This is a genomic window from Larkinella sp. C7 (assembly GCF_006149005.1).
GTDB lineage: Bacteria > Bacteroidota > Bacteroidia > Cytophagales > Spirosomataceae > Larkinella.
This window is the reverse complement of sequence record NZ_VBSL01000017.1, coordinates 20,550-33,602: the sequence shown is the minus strand read 5'-3', so window position 1 is coordinate 33,602 and position 13,053 is coordinate 20,550. Positions and strand designations below refer to the sequence as shown.

Genomic DNA, 13,053 nt, shown 5'->3' with positions numbered 1-13,053 from the left:
GGCAATTAATCGAGCTAACTGGAACCTCTAAAACTGTGGCCGTTCTGTGATTGCAAACGAACAATTGAATACGACCGATACGCTGACGCAGGAAAAAATCCTGCAAGATTATCGACTGGCTTGTGAAAGCCGCCACGCCAGCCTCCTGGGCCGACGCGAGGTGATGGGTGGACGAGCCAAATTCGGCATCTTCGGCGACGGCAAGGAAATTGCCCAGCTTGCAGCCGCTCATGCCTTCAAAGCCGGTGATTTTCGTTCCGGCTATTACCGGGATCAAACCTTTGTGACAGCACTCGGCGAACTTCGGTGGACCGAATTCTTCGCCCAGCTTTACGCCCACACCGACATCGAAGCTGACCCTAACTCGGCGGGCCGCCAGATGAACGGCCATTATGCCACCCGCTGGCTCGACGAAAAAGGTCTCTGGCGCAATCAAACCGAACTTTACAATTCCGTGGGTGACATTGCCCCGACGGCAGGCCAGATTCCAAGATCAATTGGGCTGGCCTACGCATCGCGGCTGTATCGTCAGAACCCCCATCTACATCTTTTGACGACGTTCTCCCGAAATGGTAACGAAATTATTTTCGGAACCATCGGTGATTCTTCGACTTCGCAGGGCATGTTCTTCGAAACGATGAATGCCGCCGGGGTTTTGCAGGTTCCCCTGCTGATGTCGGTCTGGGATGACGGCTATGGCATCTCCGTGCCGGTAGAATACCAGACAACAAAAGCCAGCATTTCGAAAGCCCTGGCCGGTTTTCAACGAACCGATACCGAAAAAGGCATTGAAATTCTGACCGTGAAAGGCTGGGACTATCCGGCCCTGGTGGAAACCTACCAGAAAGCCGCCCGCATTTGCCGGGAAGAACACGTTCCGGTATTGGTTCATGTTCAGGAAGTTACCCAACCACAAGGCCATTCCACGTCCGGTTCGCACGAACGCTACAAAACCCCCGAACGCCTGGAATGGGAACGCCAGCACGATTGCAACCGGCAGTTTCGCCAATGGATTCTCGAAAACGGATACGCCAGTCACGACGAGCTGGATACCATCGAACGTGAAGCCGCCCGGGTCACCAAAGTGGCCCGTCAGGAAGCCTGGAATGCCTATTTGGCCTCCTTAAAAGGTGATTTTGACGAGGCCATGCTGCTGCTGCAACAGGCCGCCGAAACCGCCCGGCAGGGTGAGCCGATTGCCCGGATCCGCGACCAGTTGCGCACCACCCACGTGCCGATCCGGCGGGATGCGACGACGGCGGTAAAAAGGGCTTTGCGGTATTTACGAACCGACGAGTCGGAAGCCAAACAGGGTCTGCTGGCCTGGCTGGAGCGCACCACCGCCGAAAACGAAGAACGCTATAGTTCGCATTTATACAGCCAGTCGCCGGACTCACCGCTGAACGTAACGCCGGTAGAAGCCCGCTATACGGATGAAAGTCAGCTAATCGACGGCTACCAATTGATGCAACGGTATTTCGACAGCCTCTTCGGCCGCGACCCGCGCGTGGTGGCCCTGGGCGAAGATGTCGGGCTGATCGGCGATGTGAACCAGGGCTTTGCCGGTTTGCAGGAAAAATACGGCGACCTGCGCATCACCGACACCGGGATTCGTGAAACCAGCATCATTGGACAAGGCATCGGCATGGCCATGCGGGGCCTGAAACCCATCGTTGAGATTCAGTATTTCGATTATATTTTTTACGCCCTGGCGACGCTCACCGATGATCTGGCCACACTGCATTACCGCACCAAAGGCGGTCAGAAAGCGCCACTGATCATTCGAACGCGCGGCCACCGGCTGGAAGGCATCTGGCACTCGGGCTCACCCATGAGCGCGATGGTCAATAGTTTACGCGGTTTACACATTCTGGTACCCCGCAACATGACCCAGGCCGCCGGTTTTTACAATACCCTCATCAAAGGCGACGATCCGGCCCTGGTGGTCGAATGCCTGAACGGCTACCGGCTAAAAGAACGGTTGCCGCAGAATCTGGACGAATTTTGTCTGCCCCTCGGCGTTCCCGAAATCCTGCGCGAAGGTTCCGACATTACCATTGTGACGTATGGATCGATGTGCCGGATTGTGCTGGAAGCCGCCGAGCAGCTTCGCCAGTTCGACATTGAGGCCGAGGTGATCGACGTACAGACCTTGCTGCCGTTCGACCGGTCGCATTCCATTGTGGAATCCATTAAGAAGACCAGCCGGGTGTTGTTTGCCGATGAAGATTTTCCGGGGGGCGGTTCGGCCTACATGATGCAGGAGGTGATTGAAAAACAAAATGCTTACCGCTATCTCGATTCGGCTCCCCGGACGCTGTCGGCCAAAGCACACCGCCCAGCCTACGGTTCCGATGGCGACTATTTCTCCAAACCCAGTGCCGAAGACGTTTTTGATGTGGTGTATGAACTGATGAATGAAGCCGAACCGGCCCGTTTTCCGAAATTATATGGAGAGAAAAGAGGTTAGAAGAAAGAAGAAAGAGCAGATTGCTTAGCGCCAATGTCTTTATTCTCTATTCTAACTTCTTTCTTCTACACAAAATGAGCCAGTATTTTAAAGACATACAGGAAGGTATCCAAACGACGCTGACAGGGCTGAAGCTCACGTTTCGGCATTTGCTGGATGCCCGCCAGAGCCGGAAACCGATCAATGTCCAGCAAACGGATTATTTCGGGCAGGACACGGGCATTGTCACGCTGCAATACCCGTTTGAGACGCTCCAGGTGCCGGACAATGGCCGCTACCGGCTCCACAACGAAATGGACGACTGCATCGTCTGTGATAAGTGCGTCAAAGTGTGCCCGGTCGATTGCATCACCATCGATGCGATTAAGGCGACGGAGGAAGTCGGAAAGGCGTCGGATGGTTCACCGATTCGGCTGTATGCGGGCAAGTTCGACATCGACATGGCCAAGTGCTGCTATTGTGGCCTTTGCACGACGGTTTGCCCGACCGAGTGCCTGACGATGACGAAGACCTACGACTTCAGCGAGTTTGAGCTGGGCAACATGACCTACCATTATGCCAACCTGACGCCCGAACAGGCGGATGAAAAACGAAGGTTGTACGAACAGTTTGTGCTGGAGAAAGAAGCAATGAAGGCACAGCAGGCCGCTGCCAAAGCCGCTCCAGCCCCTTCGCCGACGCTGGACACGCCGAAAAAACCGGTCTTCCGGCCCGGCATGAAGCCCGCTCCCAAACCGGCCGAACCGCCTGCTGAGCCAACCGTTACACCGGAACCGTCTATTGAAGCGGCTGAAACCACGCCGGTGGCAGAACCGCCAACGCCTAGACCACGTCCGGTTTTCCGGCCAACGCTGAAAACGCCTTCTCAACCGCCGAAAGAGGAAGAAAAACCGCTGACGGAACAAAATTCGGCGGGTTCGGTGGCTGAACACCCGCTGACCGACGTAACCCCGGACGAAGCGGAAAAGATTGCGATGGAAGGCCTGGAAAAACCGGCTGAAGAAGCCAAACCGGTCGCGGCAAAGCCCGTTTTCCGACCAACCTTAAAACCAAAAACCGCCCCGACAGCCGAAGAAGTGAAACCGGCGGAAGCGGTTTCGTCGGAGCCAGCCAAACCTGAAGAGCCGAAGCCGGTGGCAGCCAAGCCGGTTTTCCGGCCAACCTTAAAACCGAAAACCGCCCCGGCTCCGCCCGTTGCGGAATCGAAGCCGACAGAAACGGTTGCAGAACTGCCAACCACACCGGCGGACTCAGAACCGCCCGTCGATGAACAAAAACCGGACGAAGCGCCAAAGCCGCGCCCGGTTTTTCGGCCGACGCTGAAACCGAAGCTACCACCCAAAGAACAACCCTAATCATCCGGTAAATCCGTTACAGCAGTGGTTCAGATCGTTTTCTATTTATTCGTCCTCTTCACGCTCGGATCGGCCCTGGCGGTTTTGCTGACCAAAAATGTGTTGTATGCCGCCTTTTTTCTGCTGCTGACGCTACTGGGCGTTGCAGGGCTGTTCGTGCTGGCCGGTGCCGATTTTCTGGCCGTTTCGCAAATCATGATTTACGTGGGCGGAGTGCTGGTACTGATCATTTTCGGGGTTATGCTAACGCACAAAACCGATACCGCCAAAACCGATTATACGGAACCGAACTTCATTCTGACCAAACACCGGAGCTGGCTGTGGGCCTTACTGGTGGCGGGTGGTATTTTCAGCGTGTTGTACCGGGCACTGGTGCGGGGAAATTTCGTCTTGCTGAATCAGGGCGAACCTTCATACCGATCGACGGTCGATACGATTGGGCGGCAGTTGATGACCGAATACCTCATCCCGTTCGAAATAGCGGGCGTTCTGCTGCTGGTGGCACTGATTGGTGCCACGACCATTGCGGCTTCATCCCGAACTAAATAACGAACCGATGGAAATCAATTCCGGCCTGTTTCTGCTCGTGGGAGCCGCCTTGTTCAGCATTGGGCTGGCGATTGTGATTTTAAAACGCCACGCGATTATGGTTCTGATGGGCATCGAACTGATGCTGAATGCGGTAAACCTGAACCTGATTGCGTTCAGTCAACACGACCCGGTTCGGTTGCAGGGGCAGCTATTCAGCCTGTTTGTGATGATTGTCGCAGCCGCCGAAGCGGCTATCGCCCTGGCGATTATTTTGCAGGTATACCGCCATTTCAACACGGTTCAACTGGATGAAATGAATGAGCTGAAGAAGTAAGCGACCTTTTTTCTGTACCACGGATCATTCCCATCACGCTGAAATCAAGTATGAAAGCGATCCAACTTCTCGTATTCCTGGCAATGTGTATTCTCGTATCAACGAGTACATCCAGTTGCCAAAAAGAGCCTAAACCCGACTGTTGGGATGGTACCTGCTGTGACCAGGATAAAAATCGATATCAATACATTCAATATCTTGAAAACGCGCCCGCTGATTTAAGCGGCCCTCCAGAATTTTCTGGATGGGGATTCGTTTTGAAAGATGCTATACGCATTGGTCAGAGAACTCCTGTGGCAGCCATTCTGCTTTGCGATTATTGTATAAATAAGGTACAAGAGCTGCCACCTACCTATACAAAAGAAACGTATCTAAATCCACCACGTGCCTATCGGGTTTGGGGTAAAATTGTCGAGGATAAACTTTCAACCTCTTTTACAGGACTCCCAAATCTCTCTATGTATGTGGATCGAGTTGAAAAAGCCCAATAATTTTCACTCCATGAACCCGTTAAAAATCGCCTGGCGATGGGTTGTCACGAAACGTTCCCGTTAATCCGTCGGTACCGTGGTCTTCTTAATGGCTGCAATTCCCCCTTCCACATTCACCAGGTTGTCGAACCCTCTGGCTTTCAGGATCGAAGCCGCCACCATCGAGCGGTAACCGCCCGCACAGTGGATGTATAACCGCTCGGTTTTGTCCGCTTCCGTCAGGTGCTCATTCAGCGTATCGAGCGGCCAGTTCCTGGCATTCCGAACGTGTTCGACGGCAAACTCATCGGGCCGACGAACATCCACGACGATTCCTTTGCCATGCTGTTGAGCAAACGCACCGGCTGAGACGGAGTCGATGGCATCCACTTCTTTGCCGGCTTTTTGCCACGACGAAAAACCGCCTTCCAGGTAGCCGATGCTATGATCGTAGCCCACGCGGGCCAGTCGCCGAACGGCCTCTTCTTCTTCACCAACGGCGGTAACGAGCGCGATGGGTTGTTTCAAATCCGAAATCAAGGCACCCACCCAGGGGGCAAACTGGCCGTCTAGCCCAATATTGATCGCGTTGGGAATAAAGCCTTTTGCAAAGTCCGGCGCGTCGCGGACGTCGAGTACCAACGCACCGGTTTCGTTGACGGCCGCTTCAAAAGCCTCCGGCGACAGAGCCTGATGGCCGCGTTCCATGACGTCGTCGATGGCTTCGTAGCCTTCCTTGTTGAGCCGGGCATTTTCCGCAAAATACGCCGGTGCTGTGGTTAACCCGTCGAGTACGGCCTTGATAAACTCCTCTTTCGTTTGTGCACGCAGTGCGTAGTTAAACCGCTTCTGATTCCCGAGCGTATCCGTCGTTTCTTTGCTCATGTTCTTCCCGCAAGCCGATCCGGCCCCGTGCGCCGGATACACGATGACGTCATCTTCCAGCGGCATAATCTTCGCATGAAGGCTTTCATACAGCATTCCGGCCAGATCCTGCTCGGTCAGATTGCCTTTGATGGCCAGATCGGGACGACCCACGTCGCCGATGAACAGTGTATCGCCGGTAAAAATCGCGTGGTTTTTGCCGTTTTCATCCACCAGTAGATACGTAGTCGATTCCAGCGTGTGACCCGGAGTGTGCAAGGCTATGATGGATAGTTTACCGAGCTTGAACACTTCACCATCCTGCGCATGATGGGACTCAAAACGGGTTTGTGCGGTTGGGCCGTAGACAATCGTCGCGCCCGTCTTTTTGGCCAGATCAACATGACCGGAAACAAAATCAGCGTGGAAATGCGTCTCAAACACGTATTTGATCCGGGCACCATTCTGTTCGGCTTTTTTCTGGTAAGGAGCGGTTTCACGCAAAGGGTCGATCACGGCAGCTTCGCCCTCACTTTCAATATAATAGGCTCCCTGAGCCAGGCATCCGGTATAAAGTTGTTCGATTATCATCACGATTCATTTCCGTGCCCAAAGTTGGGAAAACTTTGGCAAAGCAAGGGGTCATTTAATAAAAAGGCCTAAAACTGGGTAGAGTTTTAGGCCTTTTCAACATCACAATAAGGGTATTGTAAATGTAAAATGCTGAATATCAGATGTAAAAGTGCGGTCTTGGGTTGTTTTTTTACATTTGATATTCAGCATTTTGCATTTATAATTATTTAGCCCTCAGCTTGCTATGATACCGTCCGTAGACGAAGTAAATCAACAAACCGATGCCCATCCAGACGATCAGGCGGGTCCAGTTTTCCCAGCCCAGACTCAGGATCATGGCCAGACAAATGAGCGCACCGAGCGGACAAACGATCATGTAGAAGGGCGTTTTGAACGGACGAACCAGATTCGGGTCGGTTTTGCGCAGAATCATGATGCCCAGACACACCAGCACAAAGGCAAACAGCGTTCCGATGCTGGTCATGTCACCCACGACGCTATCGGGAATGAAGGCAGCAAAAATGGAAACGAAAACAAAAAACACCCACTGCGAACGGTATGGTGTTTTGTATTTCGGGTGCAGTTTTGAGAAAATAGCCGGCACCAGCCCATCTTTGCTCATGGTGTAGAATACGCGGGTTTGGCCCAATAGCATCACCAGAATTACGGAAGAAAAACCGGCCAGAATCGCTACCGTTACCAACGAAGCCAGCCATTCATAACCGGGCATATAATTCGTAATGGCATAAACAACCGACGCTTCGCCCCCGTGACCCATGAACTCTTTGTAGGGTGCCAAACCGGTCAGAACGTGCGAAAACAGAATGTACAGGAATGTACAGATCGCCAGCGAAACCAGAATACCGACGGGCATATCTTTCTGCGGATTCTTGGCTTCCTGCGCGGCTGTTGAAACCGCATCGAAACCGATGAACGCAAAGAACACGATACCAGCGCCCCGCAGTACACCCAGCCAGCCGTGGTTGAGCGGATCGGCGTAGTTGTGAATCTGGCCGGTGCTCAGCGTAGCCGTTCCCGCATCGGCCGGAATCAGATACGGCACGTGGTTGGCGGGGTTGATGAATTTCCAGGCGAGAGCGATGATCAGCAAAACAATGCTCACTTTCACAATCACAATGATGTTGTTGAACGTCGCAGACTCCTGCGTTCCCCGGATCAATAACAGACTCAACATCAACAGAATAAAGACCGCAGGCAGGTTAATAATCCCGTGTACACCCGCTTCACCGGCATACATACCCAGCCCGTCGCTGATCTGAAAGGGAGAGTGACACCATTGATAGGGTATGTGAAACTTGAAGAAGTCGTAGAACAGCGCATTGAGGTATTGCGACCAGCCAATCGAAACCGTGGCCGCCCCCAGCGCGTATTCCAGCACCAAATCCCAGCCAATAATCCAGGCGATAAATTCGCCCATCGTGGTATAACTATAGGTATAGGCACTACCTGCAATGGGAATCATCGACGCAAACTCCGCATAGCACAACCCGGCGAGCGCACAGGCAAAAGCCGCAATGGCAAACGAAATGGTAACCCCCGGCCCGGCATGACCGCCAGCCGCGGCTGCGGTTCGAACGAATAACCCGGCACCGATGATGGCCCCAATCCCGAGGGCAATCAGGTTTGTTGAGCTTAAGGTGCGTTTTAAAGTTCCCTCCTGACTAATTGGATCCAGACTGTTGGGCTCGGCAGCCGTCTCTTCCATGAGCTTGCTGATCGACTTCTTGGCCCAGAGTTGATTTTTAGTTTGGGTTGATGCTTTGGTAGACTCCATATAGAACCGAATAAAATTTTACGGATTAAATGTTTTGCAAAATAAGGCTTTTGTAGTTGTAGTCAATACAAGAAAACCGAAATATAAAAAAGGGATAAAGACGATCATAGTCCTTATCCCTTTTTTCATGCATCACCCTTAGGCTTTGGCGCGGGCTGCTTTGCCGGTTGCCGGCGGTTCCGGCGTGGCGACTACTTCGTTGAGCTGGTCGCGGCTCAGGGCATCGACCACAATCGGCGTCGCGACAAACAGCGACGAATACGTTCCGACAATGACCCCGATCAGCATCGCAAACGAGAACCCACGGATGGTTTCGCCACCGAAGAAGAACAACACGATCAACACCAGCATGGTCGAAAGACCCGTTACGGCGGTGCGGCTCAGGGTGCTGTTCAAAGCGTTATTGATAATCACCGGAATGCTTTCCTTGCGGCCTTTCGTATCGTTCAGGTATTCCCGAACGCGGTCAAAGACGACGACGGTATCGTTCATCGAATACCCCATGATGGTCAGCAAGGCCCCGATAAACGCCTGATCAACATCCAGTGAGAACGGCAGCCAGCCATTACCAATCGAGAAAATAGCCAGAATGATCAGCACGTCGTGGAACAACGCGACGACGGCACCGTAACCAAAAGCCAGCTTCTTAAACCGGATCAGAATGTAACAGAATACCACGGCAACGGCCAGCAAAATCGACCAGAGTGCCGAATAGATCAGGTCATTGGCAATGGCCGGACCTACTTTCTGCGAGCTTTCAATGTTCCCTTTATTACCCTGAATTTTGGTCAGACCGGCGAGTAATTTTGATTCCGTCTGTTTGTCGGCTTCCGGTGTGGTGGCATCGGCCAGGTAGCTGGTCGTAACCCGAACCTGGTTGGCCCCGCCAACACCGGTTCCGCCGTAGGTTTTTACTTCGAGTGAACCAGGCAGTTCATTTTCCAGTGCATTCCGCACATCATCGGTGCTGACGTTGTTTTCGAAACGAACGACATACGAGCGTCCGCCTTTGAAATCGACCCCCAGACCGAAGCCTTTGAAAATCACCGAAATGATCCCCAAGCCGATGATGACCGACGAAATCGTGTAGTATAATTTCCGGCGCGATACAAAATCAAACGACGAATCTTTGAAGAGGTTTCTCGACCAGCTCGTTCCGAAAGCCAGCGTTTTACCATTCTTCACATATTGTTCCAGGATAATCCGGGTGATGAAGATGGCGGCAAACAGCGATGTCAGAATACCGATGACGAGCGTGGTGGCAAAACCCAGAATCAGACCCGTTCCGAAGATGAACAGGATCACACCGGTTAACAGGGTCGTTACGTTCGAGTCGATGATGGACGAATAGGCATTTGTAAAACCGTCGGCAATGGCCTGTTTGAACGGTTTCCCTAATGCCAGCTCCTCCTTGATCCGCTCAAAAATCAGTACGTTGGCATCGACCGCCATACCGATCGTCAACACGATACCGGCGATACCGGGCATGGTCAAAACCGCCCCCAGCGAGGCCATGATGCCCAGCAGGAAAAACAGGTTGACAAACAGGGCAAGGTCAGCAATGAAACCGGCGCTGCCGTAGTAGGCTACCACGAAAATCAGAACGATGATCAACCCCACCACCGAAGAAAGAACCCCCGCCGAAACCGCTTCTGAACCCAGGGTAGCACCGACAACCGCTTCTTCCACAATGTTGGTAGGCGCAGGTAACTTACCGGCTTTCAGGATGTTAGCCATATCTTTGGTTTCATCCACGGTGAAGTTCCCCGAAATGCTGGAGCTACCGTTCGGAATCTCGTTCTGCACCGTTGGCGCGGTATACACCAGGTTATCGAGGATGATGGCAACCGGGCGGTTGATGTTGGCCGCCGTCAGCGCACGCCATTTGCGGGCACCTTCTGCGTTCATCCGCATGGTCACTTCCGGACGACCCCGGTCGTCGTAGTCGTTGGTGGCATCGACGATCACATCGCCTTCCAGCGGTGCTCGGCCCGCCGGTTTACGAATGAAATACAAAGGAAGAATCTCTTTGTTATCGTTGGTAACGATGGCTTTCCGGTCCCACATCAGAACCGCATCCGCCGGGAACAGTGCTTTCACGTTGGCGCGGCCCAGAATGTCGTTGGCACGAGCCGTATCTTTCAGATAAACACCCAGTTGGTTCTGCGACATCGGCACGAACAGGCTCGTCAGGGCCGCGTTCTGGGCCGCTGTTGCCGAGGTATCCGACTTAGCGCTGTCGCCTTTGGCGGCCTGGTTTTTCTGCGCCAGCTGAGCCGCCAGCGAGTTGTCTTTTTTCGTCGTGTCCGTGGTGGTTGCTGTCGTTCCAGCCGGTTTTTGGGTAGCCGCGATTTTCCGTTCGGCTTCCATCTGCACGAGATATGCGCCCAGTTGATCCAGCCCACCAGCCACATCGTTCAGGGTATAGACTTCGGCAAATTCCAGTTTGGCCGCCCCCGACAACAGACGACGAACACGCTCAGGATTATCGACACCCGGTAATTCGATCAGAATCCGGCCCGAACCCGGCAACCGTTGAATGTTAGGATTGGCAACCCCAAACTTATCGACCCGCGCCTGAATGATCTGGAACGCCCGGCTGATGGAACCGTCGACTTCGTCGTTGATCAGTTTGCGAACTTCGGCATCCGACGACTGAAAGTTGATTTTGCCCCGGTTGGTGCTGTTGGCAAAAATCGTCGCCAGTTTCGTGTTGGGTGCCACCTCTTTGTAGGCGCTGATAAAATTATCCACAAATTTCGATTGCCCCGACTTCTGGGCTTCGGTCGCCTTTTTCAGCGCCTGTTCGAATTTCGGATCACGGGTGCCACCGGCCAGACCGCGCAGGATTTCGGAGGGCGACACTTCCAGAACGACGTGCATACCGCCCTGCAAGTCAAGACCCAGGCCCAATTCGCGGGTGGTTACTTCTTCCAGCGTGTTGCCCAGATAAACCGGTTCTTTCCAGAGGGAATCGATGTAATGCTGTTTTTTGGTGATATCCACATCACCCTTCGTGTTGGTAGCGTAGGTGGTCGCGTCATTTTTGATGCTGTTCGACACGAACGTAAACGACAGATAGTAAATGCACAATAGCGCAACTACACCCGTCAGAATGAGTATTCCGACTCGGTTTTGCATTAGTAATGAAGAATAAAGAGAAAAGATGTGAGACAATAGAAAAAAATAGCAGCATGAGAAAGATGAAGAAATGACATCGTAACCCGGTGAAAGGCGGTTTTTGTCTTTACCTTCTCACTTCTGAAAAAAATCAGGGCGCATTGATGGCGATGTGATGCCCGAAAACGTAGCGAAAAAACGAGAAATAAAAGTAAGGAACTTCCGAATACCGGGGAATAACCGTTTGTTTGAGGACAAAAAACAAGACGGGCGGTGGCAGCAGATAAACCGCCTGCGCGAAGCCAAACGTCAACGCGGGCGTGACAACAGCATCAAACGAGGTCGCCTGAACGACAACCTGCTGAGCATCGGCGGCTTTCTTTTCCTTCTTCGGCGTTTGAACAGTTTGCTTTGCCGGAAGTTGTTCAACAGACAACCACGAAGGCCCGCCCGATGCCACCAGGAGTAGCAAGCCGGTCAGGAAGAGGCTCATCAAACGAATATAATCGTTACGCTGTTGCTTCATGGACGTTTAAAATGGTTCGCCGGAACGAGGGGAACAAATTTCGTGATAGTTCGGCAAGAAAGCAAATCGGTTTTTTTCGGGTATTTTTTCAAGAAGTCCACTAACTTTCGCCGAAATAATTAAAAATGACATTACAGGAGTTTATCAAACTGGCCTTAGCCGAGGATATCGGCGATGGCGATCATACCTCGCTCTCGACCATTCCGGCCGATGCCCATAAGCGCGCCCGGCTTTTGGTGAAGCAGGACGGCGTGCTGGCGGGTGTTGAAGTGGCCGAAGCGGTTTTTCGGGAAGTGGACCCGGACTTGCAGGTTCATGTCAACATCCAGGATGGCTCGGCCATTCATTACGGCGACATTGTGCTGACGGTCAGCGGTCGGGCGCAATCGATTCTGAAAGCGGAGCGGCTGGTGCTGAACTGCATGCAGCGCATGAGTGGCATTGCAACCCACACCCGAACGATGGTAAACATGCTGGAAGGCACCAAAACCAGGCTGCTGGATACGCGAAAAACAACGCCGAACTTCCGGATTTGCGAAAAAATGGCGGTAAAGATTGGCGGTGCCATCAATCACCGTTTCGGCCTGTTCGACATGATTCTGATCAAAGACAACCACCTCGACTACGCTGGCGGGATCGAAGCGGCCGTTACCAAAGCCGTTCAGTATCTGAAAACCACCGGTCGCACCCTGCCGATTGAAGTGGAAGTGCGAAACCAGAAGGAAGTGGAAGAAGTGCTGCGCATCGGGCAAATCGACCGGATGTTGCTGGACAACTTTGCACCGGCGGAACTGAAACGGATGGTGGAACTGATCGACGGGCGGATGGTGACGGAAGCATCGGGCGGGATCAACGAAACCAACCTGCGCGACTATGCGGATTCCGGCGTCGATTACATTTCGTCCGGTGCTCTGACGCACCAGGTCAAAAGTTTAGATATGAGTTTAAAAGCATATTAACTTTCTGATCAACTCTGTGTAATAGTTAAATTTGTTACACAGAGTTGATCAGAGAA

10 protein-coding genes are annotated in these 13,053 nt (G+C 52.8%); 6 read left to right on the top strand and 4 right to left on the bottom strand.

The window, feature by feature from the left end; translation table 11 throughout:
- The first annotated feature begins 46 nt into the window (after window positions 1–46).
- The 5 genes from FH871_RS27200 (at window position 47) to FH871_RS27180 (ending at window position 5,181) form a co-directional block, all read left to right on the top strand.
- Window positions 47–2,470, top strand: coding sequence for a thiamine pyrophosphate-dependent enzyme (locus FH871_RS27200; protein WP_171062968.1), 2,424 nt, complete (start codon window positions 47–49; stop codon window positions 2,468–2,470).
- A gap of 74 nt (window positions 2,471–2,544) precedes the next feature.
- Window positions 2,545–3,825 (top strand): 4Fe-4S binding protein, encoded by a 1,281-nt coding sequence (locus FH871_RS27195; protein WP_138994567.1) that lies wholly within the window; start codon window positions 2,545–2,547, stop codon window positions 3,823–3,825.
- A gap of 24 nt (window positions 3,826–3,849) precedes the next feature.
- Complete coding sequence (locus FH871_RS27190) at window positions 3,850–4,374, top strand: NADH-quinone oxidoreductase subunit J (RefSeq protein WP_138994566.1); 525 nt, start codon at window positions 3,850–3,852, stop codon at window positions 4,372–4,374.
- A 7-nt stretch (window positions 4,375–4,381) separates the two neighbouring features.
- Window positions 4,382–4,690 carry an NADH-quinone oxidoreductase subunit NuoK gene (gene nuoK / locus FH871_RS27185; RefSeq protein WP_114408283.1) on the top strand — a complete coding sequence of 103 codons (309 nt, stop codon included), beginning with the start codon at window positions 4,382–4,384 and terminating at the stop codon, window positions 4,688–4,690.
- A gap of 50 nt (window positions 4,691–4,740) precedes the next feature.
- Entirely contained in the window at window positions 4,741–5,181 is a 441-nt protein-coding gene (locus FH871_RS27180) for a hypothetical protein (RefSeq protein ID WP_138994565.1), read from the top strand.
- A gap of 60 nt (window positions 5,182–5,241) precedes the next feature.
- Here the strand turns inward: FH871_RS27180 and FH871_RS27175 are convergent, their stop codons facing one another.
- The 4 genes from FH871_RS27175 to FH871_RS27160 all read right to left on the bottom strand — a co-directional run bounded on the left by FH871_RS27175 (window position 5,242) and on the right by FH871_RS27160 (window position 12,038).
- Window positions 5,242–6,615, bottom strand: coding sequence for a rhodanese-like domain-containing protein (locus FH871_RS27175; protein ID WP_138994564.1), 1,374 nt, complete (start codon window positions 6,613–6,615; stop codon window positions 5,242–5,244).
- A gap of 205 nt (window positions 6,616–6,820) precedes the next feature.
- Window positions 6,821–8,392, bottom strand: coding sequence for an amino acid permease (locus FH871_RS27170; protein WP_138994563.1), 1,572 nt, complete (start codon window positions 8,390–8,392; stop codon window positions 6,821–6,823).
- Window positions 8,393–8,530: 138 nt separating this feature from the next.
- Window positions 8,531–11,533 (bottom strand): protein translocase subunit SecDF, encoded by a 3,003-nt coding sequence (gene secDF / locus FH871_RS27165; protein WP_138994562.1) that lies wholly within the window; start codon window positions 11,531–11,533, stop codon window positions 8,531–8,533.
- Between the two features lie 130 nt (window positions 11,534–11,663).
- Window positions 11,664–12,038 carry a hypothetical protein gene (locus tag FH871_RS27160; protein WP_114408289.1) on the bottom strand — a complete coding sequence of 125 codons (375 nt, stop codon included), beginning with the start codon at window positions 12,036–12,038 and terminating at the stop codon, window positions 11,664–11,666.
- Between the two features lie 125 nt (window positions 12,039–12,163).
- On the opposite strand from FH871_RS27160, the gene nadC reads away from it, so the two are divergent.
- Window positions 12,164–12,997 carry a carboxylating nicotinate-nucleotide diphosphorylase gene (gene nadC / locus FH871_RS27155; RefSeq protein ID WP_138994561.1) on the top strand — a complete coding sequence of 278 codons (834 nt, stop codon included), beginning with the start codon at window positions 12,164–12,166 and terminating at the stop codon, window positions 12,995–12,997.
- The last annotated feature ends 56 nt before the right edge of the window (window positions 12,998–13,053 follow it).

Bases quoted from the DNA above. Each gene is read 5' to 3' on its own strand.
- FH871_RS27170 (WP_138994563.1), bottom strand. From the start codon at position 8,392: ATGGAGTCTACCAAAGCATCAACCCAAACTAAAAATCAACTCTGGGCC.
- FH871_RS27195 (WP_138994567.1), top strand. From the start codon at position 2,545: ATGAGCCAGTATTTTAAAGACATACAGGAAGGTATCCAAACGACGCTG.
- secDF (WP_138994562.1), bottom strand. From the start codon at position 11,533: ATGCAAAACCGAGTCGGAATACTCATTCTGACGGGTGTAGTTGCGCTA.
- FH871_RS27180 (WP_138994565.1), top strand. From the start codon at position 4,741: ATGAAAGCGATCCAACTTCTCGTATTCCTGGCAATGTGTATTCTCGTA.
- FH871_RS27175 (WP_138994564.1), bottom strand. From the start codon at position 6,615: ATGATAATCGAACAACTTTATACCGGATGCCTGGCTCAGGGAGCCTAT.
- nuoK (WP_114408283.1), top strand. From the start codon at position 4,382: ATGGAAATCAATTCCGGCCTGTTTCTGCTCGTGGGAGCCGCCTTGTTC.
- FH871_RS27160 (WP_114408289.1), bottom strand. From the start codon at position 12,038: ATGAAGCAACAGCGTAACGATTATATTCGTTTGATGAGCCTCTTCCTG.
- nadC (WP_138994561.1), top strand. From the start codon at position 12,164: ATGACATTACAGGAGTTTATCAAACTGGCCTTAGCCGAGGATATCGGC.